The organism is Exiguobacterium sp. JMULE1 (genome assembly GCF_013337175.1).
Taxonomy (GTDB): domain Bacteria; phylum Bacillota; class Bacilli; order Exiguobacteriales; family Exiguobacteriaceae; genus Exiguobacterium_A; species Exiguobacterium_A indicum.
This window is the reverse complement of sequence record NZ_SGWC01000002.1, coordinates 1-26,208: the sequence shown is the minus strand read 5'-3', so window position 1 is coordinate 26,208 and position 26,208 is coordinate 1. Positions and strand designations below refer to the sequence as shown.

Annotated in this window: 24 protein-coding genes and 2 other annotated features; all 24 genes read right to left on the bottom strand. The window is 48.8% G+C overall.

Annotated elements, in window-relative coordinates; all coding sequences use genetic code 11:
* Positions 1–21 precede the first annotated feature (21 nt).
* Positions 22–3,621, bottom strand: coding sequence for a DNA-directed RNA polymerase subunit beta' (rpoC, locus tag EXW93_RS00320; protein WP_023466618.1), 3,600 nt, complete (start codon positions 3,619–3,621; stop codon positions 22–24).
* Between the two features lie 20 nt (positions 3,622–3,641).
* Positions 3,642–7,199 (bottom strand): DNA-directed RNA polymerase subunit beta, encoded by a 3,558-nt coding sequence (gene rpoB, locus EXW93_RS00315; protein ID WP_035399374.1) that lies wholly within the window; start codon positions 7,197–7,199, stop codon positions 3,642–3,644.
* 231 nt (positions 7,200–7,430) lie between these two features.
* Positions 7,431–8,027 (bottom strand): class I SAM-dependent methyltransferase, encoded by a 597-nt coding sequence (locus EXW93_RS00310; RefSeq protein ID WP_174315875.1) that lies wholly within the window; start codon positions 8,025–8,027, stop codon positions 7,431–7,433.
* Positions 8,028–8,109: 82 nt separating this feature from the next.
* On the bottom strand, positions 8,110–8,478 hold the full coding sequence (gene rplL, locus EXW93_RS00305; protein ID WP_023466613.1) for a 50S ribosomal protein L7/L12: 369 nt from the start codon (positions 8,476–8,478) through the stop codon (positions 8,110–8,112).
* Positions 8,479–8,554: 76 nt separating this feature from the next.
* The gene (rplJ, locus tag EXW93_RS00300; protein WP_023466611.1) at positions 8,555–9,061 is read right to left on the bottom strand and encodes a 50S ribosomal protein L10; all 507 of its coding nucleotides are present in this window, start codon (positions 9,059–9,061) and stop codon (positions 8,555–8,557) included.
* Positions 9,062–9,111: 50 nt separating this feature from the next.
* Positions 9,112–9,263, bottom strand: a sequence feature (ribosomal protein L10 leader region).
* 55 nt (positions 9,264–9,318) lie between these two features.
* On the bottom strand, positions 9,319–10,005 hold the full coding sequence (gene rplA / locus EXW93_RS00295) for a 50S ribosomal protein L1 (protein WP_023466610.1): 687 nt from the start codon (positions 10,003–10,005) through the stop codon (positions 9,319–9,321).
* Between the two features lie 117 nt (positions 10,006–10,122).
* Positions 10,123–10,548, bottom strand: a complete 426-nt coding sequence (gene rplK / locus EXW93_RS00290; protein WP_023466609.1) for a 50S ribosomal protein L11 — start codon at positions 10,546–10,548, stop codon at positions 10,123–10,125.
* 149 nt (positions 10,549–10,697) lie between these two features.
* Entirely contained in the window at positions 10,698–11,249 is a 552-nt protein-coding gene (nusG, locus tag EXW93_RS00285; RefSeq protein ID WP_023466607.1) for a transcription termination/antitermination protein NusG, read from the bottom strand.
* Between the two features lie 19 nt (positions 11,250–11,268).
* Positions 11,269–11,439: a preprotein translocase subunit SecE gene (secE, locus tag EXW93_RS00280; protein ID WP_023466605.1), complete on the bottom strand. Its 171-nt coding sequence runs from the start codon at positions 11,437–11,439 to the stop codon at positions 11,269–11,271.
* Between the two features lie 44 nt (positions 11,440–11,483).
* Positions 11,484–11,630: a 50S ribosomal protein L33 gene (gene rpmG, locus EXW93_RS00275; RefSeq protein WP_023466603.1), complete on the bottom strand. Its 147-nt coding sequence runs from the start codon at positions 11,628–11,630 to the stop codon at positions 11,484–11,486.
* A gap of 156 nt (positions 11,631–11,786) precedes the next feature.
* Positions 11,787–12,428: an RNA polymerase sporulation sigma factor SigH gene (gene sigH / locus EXW93_RS00270; RefSeq protein ID WP_023469884.1), complete on the bottom strand. Its 642-nt coding sequence runs from the start codon at positions 12,426–12,428 to the stop codon at positions 11,787–11,789.
* Positions 12,429–12,615: 187 nt separating this feature from the next.
* Complete coding sequence (locus EXW93_RS00265) at positions 12,616–13,146, bottom strand: NYN domain-containing protein (protein WP_035399363.1); 531 nt, start codon at positions 13,144–13,146, stop codon at positions 12,616–12,618.
* Positions 13,143–13,907: a 23S rRNA (guanosine(2251)-2'-O)-methyltransferase RlmB gene (gene rlmB / locus EXW93_RS00260; RefSeq protein ID WP_035399377.1), complete on the bottom strand. Its 765-nt coding sequence runs from the start codon at positions 13,905–13,907 to the stop codon at positions 13,143–13,145. The genes EXW93_RS00265 and rlmB overlap by 4 nt, the downstream gene beginning before the upstream one ends.
* 85 nt (positions 13,908–13,992) lie before the next feature.
* Entirely contained in the window at positions 13,993–14,397 is a 405-nt protein-coding gene (locus EXW93_RS00255) for a Mini-ribonuclease 3 (RefSeq protein ID WP_023466600.1), read from the bottom strand.
* The gene (gene cysS / locus EXW93_RS00250) at positions 14,394–15,791 is read right to left on the bottom strand and encodes a cysteine--tRNA ligase (RefSeq protein ID WP_035413137.1); all 1,398 of its coding nucleotides are present in this window, start codon (positions 15,789–15,791) and stop codon (positions 14,394–14,396) included. The genes EXW93_RS00255 and cysS overlap by 4 nt, the downstream gene beginning before the upstream one ends.
* Positions 15,745–16,464 (bottom strand): serine O-acetyltransferase EpsC, encoded by a 720-nt coding sequence (gene epsC / locus EXW93_RS00245; protein WP_255343794.1) that lies wholly within the window; start codon positions 16,462–16,464, stop codon positions 15,745–15,747. Before epsC ends, cysS begins: the two co-directional genes overlap by 47 nt.
* A 9-nt stretch (positions 16,465–16,473) precedes the next feature.
* Positions 16,474–16,692: a binding site (T-box leader), on the bottom strand.
* Positions 16,692–18,140 (bottom strand): glutamate--tRNA ligase, encoded by a 1,449-nt coding sequence (gltX, locus tag EXW93_RS00240; protein ID WP_023466595.1) that lies wholly within the window; start codon positions 18,138–18,140, stop codon positions 16,692–16,694. (Overlaps the previous feature by 1 nt.)
* A gap of 43 nt (positions 18,141–18,183) precedes the next feature.
* Positions 18,184–18,666 (bottom strand): 2-C-methyl-D-erythritol 2,4-cyclodiphosphate synthase, encoded by a 483-nt coding sequence (gene ispF, locus EXW93_RS00235; RefSeq protein WP_029343079.1) that lies wholly within the window; start codon positions 18,664–18,666, stop codon positions 18,184–18,186.
* 2 nt (positions 18,667–18,668) lie between these two features.
* Complete coding sequence (ispD, locus tag EXW93_RS00230) at positions 18,669–19,352, bottom strand: 2-C-methyl-D-erythritol 4-phosphate cytidylyltransferase (RefSeq protein WP_174315874.1); 684 nt, start codon at positions 19,350–19,352, stop codon at positions 18,669–18,671.
* Between the two features lie 132 nt (positions 19,353–19,484).
* Entirely contained in the window at positions 19,485–20,570 is a 1,086-nt protein-coding gene (locus EXW93_RS00225; RefSeq protein WP_023466590.1) for a PIN/TRAM domain-containing protein, read from the bottom strand.
* Between the two features lie 127 nt (positions 20,571–20,697).
* On the bottom strand, positions 20,698–22,074 hold the full coding sequence (radA, locus tag EXW93_RS00220; protein ID WP_029343076.1) for a DNA repair protein RadA: 1,377 nt from the start codon (positions 22,072–22,074) through the stop codon (positions 20,698–20,700).
* Between the two features lie 76 nt (positions 22,075–22,150).
* Positions 22,151–24,598, bottom strand: coding sequence for an ATP-dependent protease ATP-binding subunit ClpC (gene clpC, locus EXW93_RS00215; protein ID WP_023466588.1), 2,448 nt, complete (start codon positions 24,596–24,598; stop codon positions 22,151–22,153).
* Positions 24,598–25,671 (bottom strand): ATP--guanido phosphotransferase, encoded by a 1,074-nt coding sequence (locus tag EXW93_RS00210; RefSeq protein ID WP_023466586.1) that lies wholly within the window; start codon positions 25,669–25,671, stop codon positions 24,598–24,600. The genes clpC and EXW93_RS00210 overlap by 1 nt, the downstream gene beginning before the upstream one ends.
* Positions 25,664–26,092, bottom strand: coding sequence for a hypothetical protein (locus EXW93_RS00205; protein ID WP_023466580.1), 429 nt, complete (start codon positions 26,090–26,092; stop codon positions 25,664–25,666). Before EXW93_RS00205 ends, EXW93_RS00210 begins: the two co-directional genes overlap by 8 nt.
* Positions 26,093–26,208: the final 116 nt, after the last annotated feature.

Below are 26,208 nucleotides of genomic sequence, written 5' to 3'. Positions count from 1 at the left end.
ATACCGGCGTGTCAAGGCGTTTTATTCTACCGGAGAATCGGCTTCTACAGGTGCTTCGCCAGCTACTTCGAGATCGATCTGACGGTAACGTGACATCCCAGTACCAGCTGGAACCAACTTACCGATGATGACGTTCTCTTTCAAGCCGCGAAGGTAGTCGCTCTTCCCTTTAATCGCTGCATCCGTAAGGACACGAGTCGTTTCTTGGAACGACGCAGCCGATAGGAATGAATCTGTTTCAAGTGACGCTTTCGTGATACCGAGAAGAACTGGTTTCGCCGAAGCGAGAGCTTTCCCGTTACGGAGCGCTTCTTTACAAGCTTCCTTGAACGTGCTGATATCGACGAGCGAACCTGGTAAGAGTGAAGTCTCACCAGACTCGATGACACGTACGCGACGGATCATTTGGCGAACCATGACCTCGACGTGTTTGTCACCGATCTCAACCCCTTGCATCCGGTATACTTTTTGAACTTCTTGGAGCAAGTAGTTCTGAACGCCGGATACACCTTTAACGTTCAAGAGTTCTTTCGGATCGATCGAACCTTCCGTGAAGACTTGACCGGCTTTGACCTCGTCCCCGAGCTGAACACGTAGACGCGAACCGAATGGGATCGTGTATGTGCGTGTTTCGCTGAGTCCTTGGACCGTCAATTCACGTTTGTCACGCGATTCCGTGAAGTCGATGACTTGACCATCGATTTCCGAGATGACCGCTTGACCTTTCGGGTTACGCGCTTCGAACAACTCTTGGATACGCGGAAGACCTTGTGTGATATCGTCCCCGGCAACCCCACCTGTGTGGAAGGTACGCATCGTAAGCTGCGTTCCTGGCTCACCGATTGATTGTGCCGCGATGATACCGACAGCTTCGCCGACTTCGACGTCGTTGCCTGTTGCCAAGTTGCGTCCGTAACATTTCTTACAGACACCATGGCTTGTGTTACATGTGAAGGCAGTACGGATCTCAACGTTGTCGACACCAGCGTCCGTGATGGCACGCGCGAGGTCTTCATCGATGAGTTCGTTCGTTGAAACGAGGACTTCTCCTGTTTCAGGGTGAACGACGTTTTCGAATGCAGTACGGCCGACGAGGCGGTCGTAGAGGCTTTCAATCTCTTCCGTTCCTTCACGGAGTGCTGTGACGCGGATACCACGATCCGTTCCACAATCATCTTCACGGATGATGACGTCTTGAGCAACGTCAACGAGACGACGAGTCAGGTAACCTGAGTCAGCCGTTTTCAAGGCTGTATCGGCAAGACCTTTACGTGCACCGTGTGTCGAGATGAAGTATTCCTGTACCGTTAGACCCTCACGGAACGATGATTTGATCGGGAGCTCGATGATCCGTCCACTTGGAGCGGCCATGAGTCCACGCATACCAGCGAGCTGCGTGAAGTTCGACGCGTTACCACGGGCACCGGAGTCACTCATCATGAAGATCGGGTTGAGACGGTTGAGGGATTTCATCAGACGAGACTGAATTTCATCCTTCGCATCATTCCACGATTTAACGACGCGCTCATAGCGCTCGTCTTCTGTGATGAGACCACGACGGTACGATTTCATGACGCGGTCGACATTGTCCTGCGCTTCAACAAGAATCTCTTGTTTGTCCGGAAGAACGATGATGTCCGCGATCCCTACCGTGATACCGGCACGAGTCGAGTGTTTGAATCCAAGGTTTTTCATGCGGTCGAGCATGCGGCTTGTTTCTGTCGTCTCAAACCGTTTGAAGACTTCCGCGATGACATTTCCAAGGAATCCTTTTTTGAACGGGTCGATGATCGGACGGTTCTTCAGTTCTGCCGCGACATCTGTTCCTTTTTCAAGGAAGTACTTGTCTGGCGTCGCTTCTTGAAGGTTCGTCATCGTTGGTTCGTTCAAGTAAGGGAACGTCGTTGGGAGGATCTCGTTGAAGATCAACTTACCGACTGTTGTAATCAATAATTTCTCGTTTTGCTCTTCCGTGAATGTCGGGTTCTTGAGAACGCCGGCTGGAATCGCAACACGTGTATGGAAGTGCGCATAACCGTTTTGGTAAGCGATGAGCGCTTCGTTCACTGTCGAGAAGATTTTACCTTCGCCGATCGCGTTTTCGCGTTCGAGCGTGAGGTAGTAGTTACCGAGGACCATATCCTGCGATGGTGTAACAACAGGTTTACCGTCTTTCGGGTTCAAGATGTTTTGTGCAGCGAGCATGAGAAGACGTGCTTCTGCTTGTGCTTCTGCCGAAAGTGGTACGTGAACCGCCATTTGGTCACCATCGAAATCGGCGTTGTATGCCGTACATACGAGTGGGTGAAGGCGAATCGCGCGTCCTTCGACGAGCGTTGGTTCGAACGCCTGGATACCGAGACGGTGAAGTGTCGGTGCACGGTTCAAGAGAACCGGATGCTCACGGATGACTTCTTCGAGGACATCCCAGATTTCAGGTTGAACGCGCTCGATTTTCCGTTTCGCACTCTTGATGTTCGGTGCGATGCCACGAGAGACGAGTTCTTTCATGACGAACGGTTTGAAGAGTTCAAGGGCCATTTCTTTTGGAAGACCACATTGATACATCTTCAGGTTTGGACCAACGACGATAACCGAACGACCAGAGTAGTCGACACGTTTACCGAGCAAGTTTTGACGGAAACGTCCTTGTTTCCCTTTCAACATGTGTGAAAGTGATTTAAGTGGACGGTTACCTGGTCCAGTGACTGGACGACCACGACGACCGTTATCGATCAAAGCATCAACTGCTTCTTGAAGCATCCGTTTTTCATTCTGAACGATGATGTTCGGAGCGCCAAGGTCAAGAAGACGCTTGAGACGGTTGTTACGGTTGATGACGCGGCGGTACAAGTCGTTCAAGTCAGACGTCGCGAAACGTCCGCCATCGAGTTGAACCATCGGACGAAGTTCCGGTGGGATGACTGGAAGTACTTCAAGCACCATCCATTCTGGATTGTTGCCTGAGTTACGGAACGCATCGAGGACTTCAAGACGTTTGATCGCACGCGTACGACGTTGTCCTTGAATCATACGAAGCTCTTCACGTAATGCAGCGACTTCTTTATCGAGTTCTACGTCACGGAGCAATTTACGAACTGCTTCCGCACCCATTTCAGCAGTGAACGAACGACCGAACTTCTCACGATATGCACGGTATTCTTTCTCTGAAAGGAGTTGTTTCTTCTCAAGTGTCGATTCGCCTGGATCTGTGACGACGTACGACGCGAAGTAGATGATCTCTTCTAACGCACGCGGTGACATGTCGAGGACGAGTCCCATACGGCTAGGAATTCCTTTGAAGTACCAGATGTGCGAAACCGGTGCTGCGAGCTCGATGTGACCCATGCGCTCACGACGGACTTTCGACTTCGTGACTTCAACGCCACAGCGGTCACAAATGATTCCTTTATAGCGGATCCGTTTGTATTTACCACAGTAACATTCCCAGTCTTTTGTTGGACCAAAGATACGTTCACAGAACAAACCGTCTTTCTCCGGTTTGAGTGTACGATAGTTGATCGTCTCCGGCTTTTTCACTTCCCCGAAAGACCATGAACGGATCTTTTCGGGGGAAGCGAGGCCGATTTGCATATATTCAAATCTATTAACATCTACCAAGGGGTGGACCTCCCTTTCGCTTATTCCTCTTCAGTAACAACTGGTGCGACAGGCGCTTGAACTTCTTCGAGTGCTGGAGTCGCGTTCGGGATATTGTCCTCGTCTTCGTCGCGCATTTCGATCTCTTCATCATCAGCAGACATCATCTTGACGTCCATACCGAGGGATTGAAGCTCTTTAATGAGGACTCGGAACGATTCCGGTACGCCCGGTTGTGGTACATTCTCACCTTTAACGATTGCTTCGTACGCTTTAACACGACCGATCGTGTCATCCGACTTGATTGTAAGGATCTCTTGGAGCGTGTAGGCTGCGCCGTATGCTTCAAGTGCCCATACTTCCATCTCACCGAAACGCTGACCACCGAACTGGGCTTTACCACCGAGCGGTTGTTGTGTAACGAGTGAGTATGGTCCTGTCGAACGTGCGTGAAGTTTATCATCGACCATGTGAGCAAGTTTAATCATATACATGACACCGACAGAGATGCGGTTATCGAACGCTTCACCCGAACGACCATCATAAAGGACAGTCTTCGCGTCGCGATCCATACCTGCTTCTTCAATCGTTGCCCAAACATCTTCCTCACGCGCACCATCGAATACCGGTGATGCGACTTTGATGCCGAGTTGACGTGCTGCCATCCCGAGGTGAAGCTCGAGCAACTGCCCGATGTTCATCCGTGATGGAACCCCAAGTGGGTTCAACATGATGTCAATTGGCGTACCGTCTGGCATGTACGGCATGTCTTCTTCTGGAAGGATACGCGAGATAACACCTTTGTTACCGTGACGACCCGCCATTTTGTCACCCTCGTGAATCTTACGCTTCTGAACGATGTAAGCACGGATCAACTGGTTGACACCAGGTGAGAGCTCGTCCCCATTATCGCGGTCGAAGATTTTGACGTCGAGGATGATTCCATCACCACCGTGTGGTACACGGAGAGATGTATCACGGACTTCACGTGCTTTTTCACCGAAGATTGCATGAAGAAGACGTTCTTCCGCTGTCAATTCCGTTACACCCTTCGGCGTAACTTTACCGACGAGGATATCGCCGTCCTTGACTTCCGCACCGACGCGGATGATTCCGCGATCGTCGAGGTTTTTCAAGGCATCATCACCGACGTTCGGAATATCACGTGTGATTTCTTCCGGTCCGAGTTTCGTATCACGCGACTCACATTCGTATTCTTCGATGTGGATCGATGTGTAGACGTCATCTTTGACAAGACGCTCACTCATGATGACAGCATCCTCATAGTTGTAACCATCCCATGTCATGAAACCGACGAGTACGTTGCGACCAAGCGCAAGTTCCCCACCGTCCATCGATGGACCATCTGCAAGGATCTCGCCTTTATCGACTGGGTCGCCTGCTTTGATGATTGGTTTTTGGTTATAACACGTTCCTTGGTTAGAACGGATGAATTTTTGAATCTTGTAACGGTCGAGTTCACCTTCAACGATGTTGCCATCGACTTCCGTCGTACGACGGACAAGGATTTCACGCGCCGTGACACGCTCAGCGATCCCTGCGTGCTTCGCAACGACAGCGGCTCCTGAGTCTTTCGCAGACACGTACTCCATTCCTGTACCGACAATCGGAGATTCCGGGTTCAGAAGTGGGACGGCCTGACGTTGCATGTTCGCTCCCATGAGGGCACGGTTCGAGTCATCGTTCTCAAGGAACGGGATACAAGCCGTTGCGGCAGATACAACCTGCTTCGGCGAAACGTCCATGTAATCGACACGTGCTGGTTCGACAGACAAGTTTTGTCCACGGAAACGTGAAAGGACGTGTGAATCTTGGAACGTCTTCTCTTCCGTCAACAACATGTTTGCCTGTGCGACGACGTAGAGATCCTCTTCGTCAGCAGTCATGTAGTGGATTTCATCCGTGACGACGCCCGTTTCTGGATCGACACGACGATATGGCGCTTCGATGAAGCCGTACTCATTGACCTTCGCGTACGAAGACAACGAGTTGATCAAACCGATGTTTGGTCCCTCTGGCGTTTCGATCGGACACATACGGGAATAGTGCGAGTAGTGTACGTCACGAACTTCGAAACCAGCGCGCTCACGTGTCAAACCACCAGGTCCGAGTGCTGAAAGACGACGTTTGTGCGTCAATTCCGCAAGCGGGTTCGTTTGATCCATGAACTGAGACAACTGCGAGCTACCGAAGAACTCTTTAATCGATGCGATAACTGGACGAATGTTGATCAATGCCTGTGGCGTGATCGCATTCTGATCCTGAATCGACATCCGTTCCTTAACGACACGTTCCATCCGTGAGAGACCGATCCGGAATTGGTTCTGGAGCAGCTCACCGACTGAACGAAGACGACGGTTACCAAGGTGGTCGATATCGTCTGTCGTACCGACTTCATGCAACAAGTTGAAGAAGTAGTTGATGGCAGCAATCATGTCAGCAGGCGTGATGTGCTTGATGTCACGATCGATGTTACCGTTACCGATGATATTGATGATGCGTTCACCTTCAGCATCGTCCGGTGCGAACACCTTGATTGACTGTAAGTTGAAAGCCTCACCCTGCGTCACGCCGCCTGTAGGCGTCGCTTCGATGTAACCAACGGATCCTTCAAGGAATGGAAGGACTTTATCGAGCATACGACGATCAAGGACCGTTCCTGCTTCCGCGATGACTTCACCTGTCTCAGGATCAACAAGCGTTTCCGCAAGTTTTTGACCGAAGAGACGGTTCTTAAGATGAAGCTTTTTATTGATTTTATAACGACCAACGTTTGCCAAATCATAACGTTTCGGGTCAAAGAAGCGCGACACGAGCAACGCTTTTGCGTTTTCGACTGTCGGCGGCTCTCCCGGACGTAGACGCTCATAAATCTCGATGAGGGCTTTTTCCGTTGATTCCGTATTATCTTTTTCAAGTGAATTCCGGAGGTACTCATCATCACCGAGAAGATCGATGATTTCCTGATCCGTACCGAAACCAAGAGCACGTAAAAGAACCGTTACTGGAATCTTACGCGTGCGATCAATGCGAACATAAACGATGTCTTTCGCGTCTGTCTCAAGCTCGAGCCATGCACCACGGTTTGGGATGACTGTCGCGGAGAATCCACGCTTACCGTTCTTATCTAACTTATTGTTGTAATAAACACTTGGCGAACGAACAAGCTGCGAAACGATTACGCGCTCCGCTCCATTGATGATGAATGTTCCCGACTCCGTCATAAGCGGGAAGTCACCCATGAAGACTTCTTGTTCTTTCAATTCACCCGTCTCTTTATTTTGAAGACGGACTTTAACGCGTAGTGGTGCCGAATAGGTCACGTCGCGCTCTTTCGATTCATCGATCGAATACTTCGGCTCTCCGAGCGAGTAGTCGATGAATTCTAATACGAGATTCCCTGTGAAATCGGAAATCGGCGAAATGTCATGAAACATCTCACGAAGACCTTCCCGCAGGAACCACTCATACGAATTCGTTTGAATCTCGATTAAGTTTGGAAGTTCCAATACTTCGCTGATACGTGCATAGCTTCTTCTCTGACGGTGACGACCGTACTGAACAAGTTGACCAGTCAACTGATTCACCTCTCAGACCCACTTCTTCTTATAGAGAAGGACGGGTGTAATATCGAACATTGAAGCCATTTTTTGATTGATAAGCGCAAAAAAGCGACGTCTTGTCTACTCAATCATCTGTAGTCGAGAACGCCAGCTGCTTTCAAACATCTTATCCAAAAATCACTCCAATGGCATTTTATAATACTATCATAGACACAACATGCGGTCAACGACAAATCCTTCGATTTGTCAAGACCGAATTGATTTAAATATTGAGTACCCTTTATCGCGGGTAACTGTCTCACACATACCGAATACGTCTTCCATCAATTTCTTCGCTGATGGTCCACCTTGTTTCTTTTGAATGACGATCCAAAGCTCGCCGCCGACGACAAGGTGATCATATGCTTCCCGGAGAATACGATGAACGACCGTTTTTCCCGCCCGAATCGGTGGATTCGTCACGATCGCTGCGAATGTCGATTCGCCTACCCCATCATACCCGTCACTCACACCGGTCGTCACGGAAACACCGTTCGCGCGCGCATTGTCTGCCGCTAGTTCGAGCGCCCGTTCATTGACATCGATCAAGTGTGCCGGACGACCCGTCGACTTCGAAAGCGCGATGCCCATCGGTCCGTATCCGCAACCGACATCCAAGATGTCTCCCGCTACAGCCGGTTCCGTGAATGCCTCGATCAACAGACGGGAACCAAAATCGATTCCGTTCTTCGAAAAGACACCATGGTCCGATGTAAAGCGGAGCGTCTGACCACGCAGAACATATTCCCACGTCTTCGGATCTCGTTTCGATGAAGGGTCATTCGTATAATAATGATCCGCCATGTTTCCTTCCCCTCTCATGTAAAAGATGAAAACAAAAGAAGCTCGCAATGCGAGCTTCTCTTGTTTCTACGGAAGAAGAAAATTACTTAACTTCTACAGTAGCGCCAGCTTCTTCAAGCTTAGCTTTCATTGCTTCAGCGTCTTCTTTCGAAACGCCTTCTTTAACTGGTGCTGGAGTTCCGTCTACGAGAGCTTTCGCTTCTTTAAGACCGAGACCAGTCAATTCGCGAACTGCTTTGATGACGTTGATTTTACCAGATCCAGCGTTAGTAAGGATAACGTCGAATTCAGTTTGCTCTTCAGCTGCTGCGCCTGCGCCAGCACCTGCAACTGCTACTGGAGCTGCTGCTGATACGCCGAATTCTTCTTCGATTGTTTTTACGAGTTCGTTAAGTTCAAGAACAGTCATGCCCTTGAGGTCTTCGATAAATTGCTCTTTGTTGAAAGCCATTATGGTTTTCCTCCTTTGATTTAGCCCACGTTGGGGTGTGAAAATTGTGTTGGTTGCCTATCCCGCTAAGCAGAAATTAAGCAGATTGTTCTTCTTTTTGCTCTGCGATTGCGTTCGTTGCCACCGCGAGTCCACGGATTGGCGCTTGAAGCACGCTGAGGAGCATCGAAAGGAGACCTTCGCGTGATGGAAGTTCCGCAAGGGCTTTGACATCTTCTACTGAAGTGACTTTGCCTTCGATGATACCACCTTTAAGTTCGAGAGCCTTGTGCGTTTTAGCGAAGTCGTTCAAGATCTTAGCTGGCGCGATAACGTCTTCATTGCTGAAGGCGATCGCACTAGGACCTGTGAAGACTTCATCAAGACCTTCGAGGTTGCTTTGAACTGCCGCGCGGCGGAGGAGACCGTTTTTGTAAACTTTGAATTCAACGCCCGCTTCGCGGAGTTGTTTACGAAGTTCAGTGACTTCTTCTACTGTGAGACCACGGTAGTCGACGACAACTGTTCCTGCGCTCGCTTGGAGTTTCTCAGCGATCTCAGATACGAGATCCGCTTTGACAGCGATAACTTTTTCGTTTGCCATTTCTGTTGCACCTCCTGGTAGATGAAATGTACCGGTGCGAGGGGCTGCTCGATTTCAAATAAAAAGCCTCCGTCTGCAGAGCAGAGGAGGCGTAATCGTCAAAAAGGATACCTGAACAAACAGGCTCTCTGAGCAAGAACACCTCGGAAGGATTTATGCCCATGTGAGCACCTTCTGTCTACGGTATGTCGAAATATATCAACGTTTTATACTGTAACAGCGTTCTTAGAACGTTGTCAAGTTCGTTTTAGACGAAATTATTTCGCGAAGTCAGCTGAAGATACTTTTACACCAGGACCCATTGTAGAAGCGATCGCGATGTTCTTAAGGTATACACCTTTAGCAGTAGCAGGCTTAACTTTTACGAGAGTTTCGATAACTGTGTTGATGTTCTCAACGAGTTTCTCGTTATCGAATGATTTTTTACCGACAGGAACGTGGATGTTACCTGATTTGTCGACACGGTACTCAACTTTACCAGCTTTGATATCGTTGATTGCTTTTGTGACGTCAAATGTAACTGTACCTGTTTTCGGGTTTGGCATGAGGCCTTTTGGTCCGAGAACGCGACCAAGTTTACCAACTTCACCCATCATGTCTGGTGTCGCGACGATAACGTCGAAGTCGAACCATCCTTGTTGGATTTTGTTGATGTACTCAGCATCACCAGCGTAATCTGCTCCAGCAGCTTCCGCTTCTTTTAATTTCTCACCTTTCGCGAAGACGAGAACTTTTTGTGTTTTACCAGTACCGTGCGGCAATACGACTGCTCCACGGATTTGTTGGTCTGCTTTCTTCGGATCTACTCCGAGACGAACAGCCAATTCGATAGTCTCATCGAATTTCGCAGTTGCAGATTTTTTAGTCAAATCTACAGCTTCTGCGAGTTCGTATGAAACCGTACGATCGATAAGCTTAGCAGCTTCTTTGTACTTCTTACCCATTTTAGGTTCCTCCTTTGTGGTTGTGCGGAAAATCCTCCCACATAATGAAAGGGTAGCAGGCTTCAAGAAACTATCCGCCTGCGACCCTCATCGTTGTTCATGGTAATCAAAAAGACATTAGTCTTCGATTACGATACCCATAGAACGTGCAGTACCTTCAACCATCAACATTGCTGTTTCAACAGATGATGCGTTAAGGTCTGGCATTTTTGTTTCAGCGATTTCACGAACTTTGTCACGTTTGACAGTCGCTACTTTCTTACGGTTCGGTTCACCTGAACCACTCTCGATTCCAGCTGCTTTCTTCAAGAGAACTGCTGCTGGAGGAGTTTTAGTGATGAATGTGAATGAACGATCTTCAAAAACCGTGATGACTACAGGGATAATCAAGCCGGCTTGGTCTTGTGTACGAGCGTTGAACTCTTTACAGAAGCCCATGATGTTCACACCTGCTTGACCGAGTGCCGGTCCAACTGGTGGAGCTGGGTTTGCTTTGCCCGCAGGAATTTGAAGTTTTACGAGTTTCATAACCTTCTTCGCCACGAGACACACCTCCTTAATTCTTTAATGTGGTTTAATTGGACGTTGCGCGTCCTCCCACTCATTCTATTCGACGAGTTATTTATCGAAATAAGCACAACATCAAACACGAAAAATTGTATCATTAAAACAAAACATTCGCAATAGGAAACTTAATCGATTTTATCGACCTGTGCGAAATCAAGCTCGACCTTCGTTTCGCGACCGAACATATCAACAGAGACTTTCATTTTCTCAGCATCTGTATCAAGCTCCTCGATCGTACCTTCGAGATTTTCGAAAGCTCCTTCTTTGATTCGGACGATTTGTCCGAGTGAGAAGTCGTAACGGCTCTTCAGATCGACGAGACCCATTGATCCAAGGATGTTTTCTGCTTCTTCCGGAAGGAGTGGTGTCGGTTTTGAACCGCCGCCGACTGATCCGAGGAAGCCCGTGACGTTCGGAGTATTCCGGACGACATACCAAGAATCATCCGTCATGACCATCTCGACGAGGACATACCCCGGGAAGATCTTGACTTCACGTTCCTTGATTTTCGTTTCTCCCTTTTTGTTCGTTACTTCTTCTTGTACTGTTTCAATCGGAACGAGTACACGGAAGATTTTTTCGTCCATGTTCATGGATTCAATCCGACGTTCAAGGTTCGCCTTGACGTTGTTTTCGAATCCGGAATACGTTTGGACGACAAACCATTGTTTCTCCATGGTAGGCCACCTCTTCTTTTTACTTAATCAACCAGCTCATCAATGCGCTAAGCCCTGAATCGACGCCGAAGATGAAGACACCCATGAAGATCACCATACCGATGACCGTCAATGTGTATTTCGTCAGCTCTTTCCGTTTTGGCCAGCTCGTCTTTTTCAATTCATTCCATACGTCACGCAAAAATTTCATCGTACTTTCCCTCCAGGATGTAATAAATCGGGACAGATGAAGCCTTATTTCGCTTCTTTATGAATCGTATGCGCGTTACAACGACGGCAGAATTTCTTCAATTCCAAGCGGACAGTGACGTCCTCTTTTTTCATCGTCGTATAGTCGCGGGCACCGCAATTATCACAAGCAAGGCCTACTTTCTTCGCCATCTCAAAGCCCTCCTTCTTTGCCACTCTTCTCTTCTGTTGTGTTACTTTCCTTCCCAAAAAAGAGCGTAAAAAAAAACGCCTATGAGCGGCGTCTCGCTAGTAAGGCGCTAGTTATACAGTAGCATAGGAAGGGATTACGGTCAATCTACCTCTCTGTTAGACCGTCATCTTTCGTGCTTCGAGGTAACGTTCAAGCTTCCGCTTGACGCGTTGCAAGGCATTATCGATCGATTTGACATGACGATCAAGGTCGTCGGAGATTTCCTGATACGTCCGTCCGTCAAGATAGAGCGCGAGGACTTTTCGTTCGAGATCACTCAGAATCTCCTCCATCTTTGATTCGATGTCTGCGTATTCTTCCCGGTTGACGATCAAGATTTGTGGATCAGAAGGTGCTGTCGACGTGATGATATCCAGTAACGTCCGCTCTGATTCATCGTCATAGATCGGTTTATCGAGCGAGATGTACGAGTTTAATGGGATATGTTTCTGACGTGTTGCTGTCTTAATCGCAGTGATCATCTGTCGCGTGATGCATAATTCGGCAAATCCTTTAAACGAGGCGAGCTTATCCGTTCGGTAATCTCGTACCGCTTTATAGAGACCAATCATTCCTTCTTGAATGATATCTTCTCGGTCTGCCCCAATCAAAAAATAAGAACGGGCTTTGGCGCGTACGAAATTTCGATACCGCTCGATCAAAAATTCGAGCGCATCGCTGTTATCGAACTCTTTCGCTTGTTCTACAAGCGCTTCATCGGTCATGCACTCAAACTGGTCGAACGAAACCAAACTCATCCTGTATCCCTCCAAGCATCATTGACGAATAGTTCAATTGTTTTTAATTATACAATAATTACCTGTCGCACGACAATGAAAATTGGCATGACCTCTTTTGTTGTATCCAAAATGTATCTTTTCTATAAAAAACCACCGTTCTTCCGAATAAAGGAGAACGGTGGATCGCTCATGCGAATGGTTCATATCATGTATCTGAATTCTTTCGGCGACGAATCGCTTCGAGACGTGCGAGGACGTCTTCCGGTAAATCAATCTTCGAGCGCGGTTGAGCCGCTGTCTTCGCGGACGTCGTCTGTTGTTTGATGACGGCAACTGCCGCTTTCCATTCACGCCGGAGTTCCTGCGCTGATATACGGAGTGCGCCAAGCGTGAAGATGACCCACTGCTCCGTGTAATCATTCGTCGCTACTGTTAGCTTGACCCGAATATCCTGTAACCAATCAGCAGCTGTCTTTTCAATCCATTCATCTGCCGTTTCGTTCTCCCGTGTATAGACGATCTCGATTCCACTTTTTTGCATCCGAGACTCACGACCCGGTTGCAGATAGGCATCAAAGACGATCGTAACGCTGATCCCTGTGACGGCTTGGTACTCCGCCATCGCATGAATCAACCGTTCCCGTGCTAATTCAAAGTCTTGCTCCCGCAACGTCCTAAATTCTGGCCATGCGCCAATGATATTGTAGCCATCTACGATGAGACGATCATATTTCATCGCGCATACGGCTTTCTAGTCCGGTAGACTTCATATAATAATAGCGAAGCCGCCACCGATGCGTTGAGCGACGTGACATGTCCTGCCATCGGGAGGTGGACGAGGAAGTCACATTTCTCACGGACGAGCCGGCTCATTCCTTTTCCTTCACTTCCAATGACGATTCCGAGCGGCATCGTCCCATCGAGTGTCCGGTAGTCGTCACTTTCACGTGCATCCGTTCCCACGAACCAGATGCCTTGTTTCTTTAGATCCTCCATCGTCCGCGCGAGGTTCGTCACGCGAACGACCGGGATATGTTCAATCGCGCCTGTTGATGCTTTCGCAACGACTTGTGTCAACCCGACTGAGCGACGCTTCGGAATAATGATCCCGTGTGCCCCGACAGCATCTGCCGTCCGCAAGATTGATCCGAGATTGTGTGGATCTTCGAGCTCATCAAGCATGATCAAGAGCGGTGTTTCATCCTTTTGACGTGCAAGCTCGAAGATATCTTCCATCTCGGCATACTCATACGCAGCAACCGCTGCGACGACACCTTGGTGATTTTCCGTTCCAGCTAAACCAGTTAACCGTGAACGTGGTACGAGCTGGATTTGGATGCCCGCTTCCTGCGCCATCGCATGGATGACGGCAAGCGGTCCTTTTTGTTGTCCTTCCTGCAAGAACAGCTTGTTCATCTCTCGTCCACTCCGCAATGCCTCTAGGACCGGATTACGACCTGACAAGAAATCTTGTCCTTCTTCAAGCGGTTCGATCACGACGGGCTGTTCCTTGACTGGAGTGGCTTTTCGTTTCTCTTGTGCTGGGCGCTGTGCCTTCGTTTTCGGCTTCGCACCGGTAGCCTTAGGATTCGTCTGTTTTTTCGGCTTCGAGTAGTTCGAACGCTTGTCCGATGAGTTCTTCAAGGCGATCCCCTCCTTCTGAAAGATAAATATAACCGAGCAATGCTTCAAATGCTGTCGCGTAGCGATACGTGTGGACGTCCGTGCTCTTCGGGACAGAACCGGATTTCGCGTTCTTTCCGCGCCGAACGACCGCTGCTTCTTCTTCCGTCAGCGCATCCGTGTTCAACCAGTGCGTCACGACCGTCGCTTGTGCTTGAGCCCGAACGTACCGGACAGCTGCTTTATGCAACTCGCCCGGCTTCACATAACCTTGTTCGAGCAATCGCTCCCGCACACGAATCTCATAGACGACATCGCCCATGTACGCTAACGCGAGTGCATTCAGTTGTTTGTAGTTCTTCATCCGCGCTTCCACCGCATCCCTTGCGCTGTGTCTTCCAGCAAGATGCCTTGATCACGCAGCTGATCGCGGATTGCGTCCGCTCGTGCGAAGTCACGATTTTGACGGGCTGTGTTCCGCTCTTCGATCAACTGTTCGACTTCTTCATCGAGTAAGCCTTTGTCGACTGTCAACGTGACACCGAGGACGCCTGATAATTCCGAGAAGAGTGCGAGGAACTGTTCGAGCACCTGTTTCGACACATGTGCTTCTCCGAGGTACAAGTTGGCTTCTTTCGAGAGATCGAATAAATCCGTCACAGCGTTCGCTGTATTAAAATCATCATCCATCGATGTGATGAAATGTTCCTTGATCGCCGCTAGACGATTCAACCACTTCTCGTCACCTGTTCCGAGATCGGCCGTCATGTCAAGGCGGTGTTCGATGTTTGCGACCGATTCCCGAATCCGTGCGAGACCGTTCGCTGCTTGATCGATTAGTTCCCGACTATAGTTGATCGGGTGACGATACTGAACCGATAACATGAAGAAACGTAACACCATCGGATCAACCGCTTGGATCGCTTCATGGACCGTCAAGAAGTTACCGAGCGACTTCGACATCTTCTCGTTTTCGATGTTCAAGAACCCGTTATGCATCCAGTAGTTCGCGAATTTCTGTGAGTTGCATGCTTCAGACTGGGCGATCTCATTCTCATGGTGCGGGAATTTCAAGTCTTGTCCACCAGCATGGATATCAATCGTCTCCCCGAGGTATTTCTTCGCCATCGCCGAGCACTCGATGTGCCAGCCTGGTCGTCCTTCGCCCCATGGACTTGTCCATGCCGGCTCACCTGGTTTTGCTGCTTTCCAGAGCACGAAATCAAGCGGATCTTCTTTTTTCTCTCCGACTTCGATTCGTGCGCCTGCGCGCAATTCATCGATCGACTGTTGGCTCAATTGACCATAATCCTTGAAACTACGCGTCCGGAAGTAGACATCCCCGCTTGATGCGTAGGCATTGCCTTTTTCGACGAGGACTTCGATGAAGGCGATGATATCGTCCATCGTTTCCGTGACGAGTGGATGGATATCCGCTTTTTGGACATTCAAGGCGCCCGTATCCGCGTGATACGCCTCGATGAAACGTTTCGTCAACGCATGATAGTCTTCTCCGAGTTCGTTCGCTGTCCGGATGATCTTATCATCGACGTCCGTGAAGTTCGAGACATATTTAACTTCGTATCCGCGGTATGTGAAGTAGCGACGGACCGTATCGAAAACGATGGCTGGACGCGCGTTCCCGATATGAATGTAGTTGTAAACCGTCGGGCCACAGACATACATCTTGACCTTTCCTTCTTCTAATGGTTTAAATGGTTCCTTTTTTCCGGTCATGCTGTTGTACAGTTGAATCATGACGTCGCCCTCCTTTAATCCGTTCAATTTCTTGTTTTAATACTTCTAGTTCCATTTCAATCCGCTCTTGGCATTCGCTGACCGGATCCGGGAAACGATGATCAAGTGGTGCTTCGACCTTCATGCCGTCTTGAATGACGACACGTCCCGGAATGCCTACGACAGTCGCATTGGGAGGAACGTGTTTTAAGACGACGGAACTAGCACCGATTTTTGAGTATGCCCCAATCGTGATATCACCAAGGACACGGGCACCGGCAGAGACAAGTACGCCGTCTTCAATCGTCGGATGACGCTTTCCTGTTTCTTTCCCCGTTCCGCCGAGTGTCACGCCTTGAAACAACGTGACATCATCCCCAATGATCGTCGTCTCACCAATGACGACACCCATCCCGTGGTCAATAAAGAATCGGCGTCCAATCGTCGCTCCTGGATGAATCTCGATGCCTGTCAAAAAGCGACTGAACTGCGAAATTAATCGACCGAGTAAGCGAAACTTTGCGTTCCAGAGTCGATGGGCCAGGCGATGCATCCAAATCGCATGTAAGCCCGGGTATGTCAAAATGACTTCTAACGTGCTGCGGGCAGCTGGATCTTGCTCAAACACATTGCGGATATCTTCTCGTATCCGTGTCATATACGTTCTCCTCTCCATAAGAAAAAGCGCCTCTATGCATTGCTGCACAGAGACGCTAACGAAGCGCGGTCCCACTCTGTTTGGACGATTGACTCGTCCCTCTCGACGTCCGTTAACGCCGGAGATACGTCTGCGCCTACTCTCACGGATTTCGGGCAGCACTCAGAGGGGCATTTCATGATTCGCTTCTTCAAGCCCTCGCACCATTCGAGCTTGTCTCTGGAGAAGAAGACGCATCGTTACTTTCCTCGTCTACGCTTTCGTTATTCTGCTTCAAGCCGTGCAAGCACACGGTCTTTTCCTAGTAATTGAATCGTGTTCGGGAGTTCTGGACCATGCGTCTGTCCTGTCGTCGCGACACGAATTGGCATGAATAAATTCTTTCCTTTTTGACCAGTCGCTTTTTGCGTCGCTTTGATCGATGCTTTAATTGCTTCTGGTGTCCACTCTTCGAGAGCGCGTAACTGGTTCGCGAATTCTGCAAGTACAGTCGGAACCGTCTCGCCACTCAAGACAGTGTTTGCCTCTTCATCATACACCACTTCGTCCTCAAAGAACATCTCTGAAAGCTTGACGATTTCCGCGCCATGCGTCATCTGTTCGCGGTATAACGCAACGAGATCACGTGCCCAAGCGAGCTCTTCTTCTGAAGGTGACGCTTCGACGCGACCTGCTTCTTGTAAGAACGGAAGACTGGCTTCGAATACTTCTTCGAACGATTGATGTTTCATATACTGGCTGTTGATCCAAGCCAATTTGTTTTGGTCGAAGACAGCTGGACTCTTCGACAGACGATCCGCGTCAAAGATTTCGATGAACTCTTCTTTCGTGAAGATTTCTTGTTCACCGACTGGTGACCAACCGAGAAGCGTGATGAAGTTGAGCAATGCTTCCGGGAGATAACCGAGCTCTTTATACTGCTCGATATACTGAATGATCGAGTGATCACGCTTCGAAAGTTTCTTGTGTGATTCGTTGACGATCAATGTCATGTGACCGAACGTCGGGTATTCCCAACCGAACGCATCATAGATCATCATCTGTTTCGGTGTGTTCGAAATATGATCATCCCCACGAAGAACATGGCTGATCGCCATTAAATGATCGTCGATGACGACGGCAAAGTTGTACGTCGGAATGCCATCTTTTTTGACGATGACCCAGTCACCGAAGTCTTTTGATTCGAATGAGACGTCGTCTTTAACGATATCATTCCATGTATACGTGACATCTTCCGGTACACGAATCCGAATCGACGGCGTGCGACCTTCTGCGCGGAACGCTTCTTCTTGTTCTGCTGTCAGGTTACGGTGCGCTCCTGAATAACGTGGTGCTTCTCCGCGTGCGATTTGTGCTTCGCGTTCTGCTTCGAGCTCTTCCGATGTCATGTAGCAACGGTAAGCAAGTCCTTTTTCAAGTAACTCGTCCGTGTACTTTTGGTAGATATCGAGACGCTCCATTTGTGAATAAGGACCGTACTCACCACCGCGACCTGGACCTTCGTCCCAATCGACACCGAGCCACTCGAGGTTCTTCATTTGACTCTCGACACCGCCTGCGATGTTCCGCTTTTGGTCCGTATCCTCGATTCGTAATACCATCTTACCGCCTAAGTGGCGCGCAAACAGATAGTTAAATAATGCAGTCCGGGCATTCCCGATATGCAAGTGTCCTGTTGGACTTGGGGCATAACGTACTCGTACTTCTGCCATTTCCAATCACTCCTTCGACTAAAATTCGCTTATCTAGTATACCTTATTCTTCGATTCGTTTCAGTAGAATCACTGCTTGACAAGCGATTCCCTCTTCTCGTCCCGTAAAACCTAACCATTCCGTCGTCGTTGCCTTGACATTGATTTGTTCAATGTCCGCTTCGAGCAATTCCGCGATCCGCGCACGCATCGTGTCGATGTACGGACGGAGCTTTGGTGCCTGTGCGATGACTGTCGCATCTAGGTTGCCAAGCTCATACCCTTGTTGTTTAACGAGCGCGTAGACATGCTGCAGCAATTTTGCTGAATCGGCATCCTTGAATTCCGGATCCGTATCCGGAAAATGTTTTCCGATATCTCCTGCTGCGATTGCACCAAGTGCCGCGTCGGCAATCGTATGTAACAAGACGTCTGCATCCGAGTGACCGAGCAATCCTTTCGTGTGCGGAATCTCGATACCGCCTAAAATCAATTTCCGATCCTCTGCAAAGGCATGTACATCAAAACCTTGTCCAATTCGAATCATCGTCATTTCCCTCGTTTCATTAGAATCGCTTCACCGAACCACAAATCGTCCGGTGTCGTCATCTTGATATTTTCGTAGTGACCGTGGACGATCGTTACTTTTCCTCCGTCCCATTCTATCAAACTTGCATCATCGGTTCCTAGGTATTTCGTTGCCGCTTTTTCGTGAACCGTACGAATCGTCGCAAGATCAAACGCTTGTGGTGTCTGGGCTGCCATCAGGTGTTCCCGCGGGACGGTCTCGCTGATGTGGTTCGCTTCAATCCGTTTGACCGTGTCTTTAATCGGCACGGCAAGAATCGCCGCTTTGTCTAGGACTGCCGCTTGGACGACCGCATGAATCGCTGCTTGTGAAATGAACGGTCGGGCACCATCATGGATCAGAACGATCCCTTCGCCTTCTAACGCCTCAAGACCACGGAGAACACTTTCCTGACGTTCGGCACCACCCGCGACAAGTCTAATCGATGTCTTATAAGACGCGATAATACTTGTAAACCATTCTTGTTCTAGTGGATTGATCGCAAGGACAATTTCCGTACATGCTGAATCTGCCTCGAAGACATCCAGTGTCCAAGCGATGATTGGACGGTCTCTTAGTTCAAGCATCAATTTATTACGATCTGCGCCCATCCGCTTACCGGCACCGGCAGCGGGGATGACGACGCGATATGTGGCTGTAGACATCCCATTCCCTCTTTTCTCTCTCACTGATCATCGTGATCCATTCCATCACACCGAAAACGGACTCGATCATGAAATCGAATCCGTTACGGGGTCTATCCGAATGCCTCTCGATGTCTCTCTAGGCATAGTGTCTCATTTTTCTTGTGGTTTCGCAAAAATCATTCGTCCAGCTGATGTCTGCAAGACACTTGTGACGACAACGCCAATCGTTTTCGAAATCAGATGTTTGCCTCCTTCGACGACGACCATCGTCCCATCTTCGAGATAGGCAATGCCCTGTTTTTGTTCTTTTCCTTCCTTGATGACAAGGACGGTCATCTCTTCTCCTGGAATGACGACTTGTTTGACGGCATTCGCCAGGTCATTGATGTTGAGGACAGGAACATGTCGGACTTCACAGACTTTATTCAAGTTATAGTCGTTCGTGACGACGATCCCTTTGACGAGTTCCGCGAGTTTGATCAGCTTAATATCGACTTCCGGTACATCCTCGAAATCGCCATCATAAATTTCGACTTCGACTCCAGGAATCTCTTGTAACTCTTTTAAGACATCGAGTCCACGACGTCCACGGTTTCGTTTCAACGTATCGGAAGAATCGGCGATGTACTGCAACTCACCGATGACGAATTGCGGGACGATCAGTTTTCCTTCGACGAAACCGGTCTTCGTGATATCCGTAATTCGTCCGTCGATGATGACGCTCGTATCGAGTACCTTGCTGTTTGATTTAACTGGGACGACGACTTCTGGCGTCGCCTTTTTCTCACTTTGGTTACTACGTAAGAAGATTTTCGTCAATTCATGACGTTTACGATACCCGACCGTAAAGCCAAGATATCCGAATAACGCGGTCACGAAGATCGTTAAGACGTTACTGAGGACAGGAATACCTACCAAATCAATCAATGTACTGACGAGGAAGGCAAGTACCAACCCAATCAACAAACCAAATGTTCCAAAAAAGAGATCTGCTACTGGGGCTTTGACGAGTCGTTCTTCTAAAAATCGGAGAAGTCGAATTACCGAATCCGTAATGAATAATCCAATTAATAAGAATATGAGTGCACCAATCGTTCCAGTTACGTATTCGCTCATCAACCATGCAGGGAATGTCGTATTCGTTGCCGTCTCAATTAATTGGAAGAACTGAGGAAGCAACAAGATCCCGAGGGCAAGTCCGAGTAATGCAAAAAATACCCGAATGACGATTTTCAATCTTCTCACCTCCTTTGCTTATTTTAAGTTCATTGTAACATGTACTGATTTGAACTACCTACGCCGGAAGGAGGGGAAACTGTTTACATATCCATTACAGTTCCCCCATTTTTTGCGTCATTCCAGCTTAAAACGGAATGGTTTCACGTAATGCTTCGTCCACACTCTCGACACCGACGACCGTAATCCCGTCCGGATACGTCCAACCCCCTAAGTTGTTTTTCGGAATGATTGCCCGTGTGAAACCGAGTTTGGCTGCTTCTGCTACACGTTGTTCAATCCGCGATACACGACGAACCTCACCTGTCAATCCGACTTCACCAATCACGACATCCGTCGGACGCGTCGGCTTGTCACGGAAACTGGAAGCAATCGCAACGCAAACCGCCAAGTCAATCGCGGGTTCATCCAGCTTCACACCCCCGGCTGCCTTAAGGTACGCATCTTGTGTCTGAAGGAGAAGACCCGATCGTTTCTCAAGGACCGCCATCAATAAGGCAACCTTGTTCTGATCGATTCCGGTCGCCATCCGTCTAGGATTCCCGAATGACGTCGGTGAAATCAGTGCTTGCAGTTCGACGAGGACCGTCCGTGTCCCTTCCATCGAAGCAACAATCGTTGAACCGGATACACCGGACGTCCGCTCCTCGAGGAAAATTTCTGACGGATTCAAGACCTCTTCAAGACCAGACTCCCGCATCTCAAAAATTCCGATCTCATTCGTTGAACCAAATCGGTTTTTGACGGCACGCAGAATCCGGAACGTATGGTGACGTTCGCCTTCGAAATACAAGACAGCATCCACCATGTGCTCCAGTAAACGTGGTCCAGCAATCGAACCTTGTTTCGTGACGTGACCGACGATGAAGATCGCAATACCGCGACTCTTCGCAATTTTCATCAGCATCGCCGTACATTCACGTACCTGTGTCACGCTCCCGGGTGCGGACTGGATTTCATCGATGTAGACGGTTTGAATCGAGTCGATGATTAAAAAACGTGGCTGTTCTTCATCGACGACACGTTCAATCATGTTCATATCCGTCTCACTCAGGACGAACAAATCCTGTGTCGGTAAGCCAAGCCGTTCCGCGCGTAATTTCGTTTGTTTGAGCGATTCTTCTCCTGAGATGTAGAGCACTTTTTCGCCACGTTGTGCAAGACGTGCGCTCGTCTGCAGTAAGATCGTCGACTTCCCGATCCCCGGATCTCCTCCAACAAGCACCATCGAACCTGGAACGATACCGCCTCCGAGGACACGGTCGAATTCACCACTTCCGGTAAAGACGCGACTCTCTTCTTGCGAGACGATGTTCGCGAGGCGCTCTGGCTTCAATTGTTTTGTCGTCGTATGAACGAAAGCGGCACCGCGCCGTCCTTTTTTTTCTTCGACGACTTCTTCGACCATCGTGTTCCATTCCCCGCATCCTGAACAACGTCCCATCCATTTCGGGGATTCGGTCCCACAGCTTTGACAAACGAATTTTGTTTTTAACTTAGCCAATCGATTCATCCTTTCTATTTCAAAAAAAGAACCAGCTTCGCTCAGAAAGTGCGAAAGCTGGCCCTGTGCTCAGTGCTTATTCCGTTGCGGCAGAACTCACGTGATTCCGGCGAACGATGAATTCGTTCTCTTCGACATCAAGCGCAACACGTTCTCCTTTTTGGATATCGCCTGCGAGCAATGCTTCTGACAACCGGTCTTCCGCTTCCCGTTGAAGGGCACGACGGATTGGACGTGCGCCGTACTCTGGATCGTATCCGATATCGGCAATCTTCGAGAGGGCAGCTGGTGTCAATTCGAAATGAATTTCCTGTTCAGCCAAACGTTTTTCAAGGGTTTTCGCCATCAACTTCACGATCTCTTCGATGTGTTGTTTCTCGAGTGAGTGGAAGACGATCGTTTCATCAATCCGGTTCAAGAACTCTGGACGGAACGCCCGTTTGAGTTCTTCCATGACTTTATCTTTCATGTCTTTGTATTCGCGATCCGTATCTTCAGAAACAGCAAATCCGACATATTTATTACGTTTAAGGGCACTTGCACCGACGTTCGATGTCATGACGATGATCGTGTTACGGAAATCAACCGTCCGACCTTTCGAGTCTGTTAAGCGTCCATCATCAAGTACTTGCAAGAGAATGTTGAAGACTTCCGGGTGCGCCTTCTCGATTTCATCAAGTAAGATGACCGAGTATGGTTTCCGGCGAACTTTTTCAGTCAATTGACCGCCTTCTTCGTAACCGACATATCCTGGAGGTGAACCGACGAGACGGCTCGTTGCATGTTTCTCCATGTACTCTGACATGTCGATCCGGATGATTGCATCCTCATCTCCGAACATCGCTTCGGCAACCGCACGGGCGAGTTCTGTTTTACCAACCCCAGTAGGACCGAGGAAGATAAACGAACCGATCGGACGTTTTGGATCTTTCAGTCCAGCACGTGCGCGACGGATGGCTTTTGAAATCGATTTAACGGCTTCATTTTGTCCGATGACACGATCGTGAAGGATTTCTTCGAGGCGAAGGAGACGATCCGTCTCTTCTTCCGCGATCTTCGTGACCGGTACACCTGTCCAGTTGGCAACGACTTGTGCGATGTCATCTTTTGTGACTTCAAGTTTTTCGTTGCCTTGTTTATTCTGCCATTCCTCTTTCAAACGCTCAAGCTCATCGCGTAATTTTTGTTCCGTATCACGGAGGCTTGCTGCTTTTTCGAACTCTTGGCTTTGGACCGCTTCGTCCTTGTCCTTGCGGATGCCTTCAAGTTTCGCTTCGACTTCTTTTAAGTTCGGTGGTGCTGTGTATGAACGCAACCGAACTTTCGATGCCGCTTCGTCGATCAAATCGATCGCTTTATCCGGAAGGAAACGATCCGAAATGTATCGATCTGACAATGTGACGGCTTCTTGAATCGCTTCGTCTGTGATCGTCACACGGTGGTGTGCTTCATAACGATCGCGAAGACCAAATAGGATTTGTGTTGCTTCATCCGTTGTTGGCTCTGCGACTTGGATCGGTTGGAAACGACGTTCGAGTGCCGCGTCTTTCTCGATGTATTTCCGGTACTCATCAAGAGTCGTTGCTCCGATACACTGGAGTTCGCCTCGTGCGAGCGATGGTTTAAGGATGTTCGATGCATCGATCGCACCTTCTGCTCCACCCGCTCCGATCAATGTATGCAACTCATCAATGAAGAGAATGATGTTCCCCGCTTGACGAATCTCATCCATGACCTTTTTCAAACGATCTTCGAATTCACCACGGTATTTCGTACCAGCGACAAGTGTCCCCATGTCGAGTACCATAACACGTTTATTGCGTAACGTCTCCGGTACTTCATTGTTGATGATTTGTTGAGCGAGACCTTCGACGACAGCCGTTTTACCGACCCCTGGTTCCCCGATCAAGACCGGGTTATTTTTCGTCCGGCGGCTCAAGACTTCGATGACACGTTGAATTTCTTTCGCACGACCGATAACTGGATCAAGACGTGTTTCGCGCGCTTGTTGTGTCAAATCACGAGCAAGACCATCAAGTGTTGGTGTTGCGACACCTGAACCTGCTTGCGACGCGTTTGCTGTCGTTTCGCTGTTCCCGAGCAACTGGAGTACTTGCTGACGGGCTTTTGAAAGACTGATGCCTAAGTTATTCAAGACACGAGCAGCAACGCCCTCTCCTTCTCGAATCAATCCGAGCAAGAGGTGTTCTGTTCCAACGTAAGAGTGACCTAGTTTACGTGCCTCATCCATTGATAACTCGATGACTTTTTTCGCACGTGGTGTATAGTGAATCGTCGTTGCACCATCTTGTCCGCGACCGATTAATGCTTCGACTTCCATCTGAATTTTATCTGAACTGAGACCGAGTGCTGTTAAGGCTTTCGCAGCGATTCCGTCTCCTTCACGTACAAGTCCGAGTAAAATGTGTTCTGTTCCGATATTGTGGTGCCCCAACCGTACTGCCTCTTCTTGAGCAAGTGCCAATACACGTTGTGCACGTTCTGTGAATCGTCCAAACATCATTATGCAAAACCTCCTTGTGTGTGATCCCTGTTTGTCTGTTCGGTTAACATCGTCCGGATTCGTTTCGCCCGTTCGATGTCCCGTTCTCTAGATGTTAATTGTTTCCCGAAATGCTTTTGTAGAAAACCTGTTTGTAATGAAACGAGCAGTTGATGAAAAAGATTTGGAGGAAGATTGACCTCTAGTCCCAGACTGTCTGCTAAGCGAACATCCGATAGTCGTTCCGTTGCTTCCCGCGCTGTAATCAGTCGAGCTGATGTCAGGATACCGTAGGAACGATATAGTCTGTCCTCTAATTCTTCTTGATACATCTCCAATAATCCTTTTCGTGCTGCCTGTTCTGCTTCAATTAATGCTTCGACGGCAAATTGATAGTCCGTGATCAGCATATCCTCACTTGCCCCAAGCGTCCGTTGGTTCGAAAGTTGGAACATGCGACCAGAGGCATCGCTTCCCTCGCCGTAACGCCCACGAATCGCGAATCCGAGCTGTCGTAAGTGTTTGATATAGCCTTGAATCTGATTCGTCAGGACCAGTCCCGGTAAGTGCAACATCACGGAAGCACGAAGACCTGTTCCGACGTTACTCGGACACGTCGTTAAATAACCGAGCGTGTCATCAAAAGCAATTTTAAATCGTTCACTGATCAAGCGATCGACTTGTTTTGCGATCCGAAACGCTTCTTCAAGTTGAAGTCCCGGTAATAACGTCTGGATTCGGAAATGATCCTCTTCGTTTACCATGACACTGATCTGCTCATCCTCACTAATGAAGAGTCCTGTCCGCGGATGACTCGCTAACGCTGGACTGATTAGATGCTTTTCTACTAAAGCGGTTCGCGTCAGGACATCTGCTTGATCGACGCGACCAAACCGGAACCCTTTCATCCCGTTTAGTTGGCGTTCTGTCTCTTCAATGAGTGCATTGGCTTGTGCTTCTGACAACATCGTTGAGAACGGGTAACGTGTCGTATTACGCGCCAATCGGATCCGTGTCGAAACGACGATGTCGTCAAAAGGAGAAGATTGATTCATCGATTCGCTTAAAGGGTGTTGGAGCAACTCTTCAAACATGACGCAAATCCTCCTCGACACTCTCAATCTGTTGTTTTATGACTTCTGCTTCTTCATAATCTTCTGCTAAGATTTTGCGGTTGAGCTGTTCTTTGAGTCGACTGAGCTGCTGGTTCAATCGTTTTTCAACGGATTCCTCATCAGGTCGTGAGCCATAATGTTGCGTATGACCGTGTTGGAACTGACGAACCATACCGTCGACTTCGTCTTTAAAAAATGAATAACAAGTCGGGCAACCGACTTTACGAAGATGAAGCAATTGTTGACGGGTCATACCGCAAGACGGACACGCCGTCCCTTGATATTCACGTGCTAACTCCCGCACACAAACCGAGCATAAGAATTTTTCATCGGTTTCCGATTCTTGTGGAAGTTTGACACGGACGATTGCTTCTCGTTCGCCACATCGTTGACAACGCATCGTGCATTCCTCCAATGTCCGACGACTAGAGTCGCTTCATGGTTTGAAGAAGCGTCCGCATCAAGTGGGCACGCATCCGGTGTTGATCTTCGACCGCCATTGGCAAACTCTCTTTT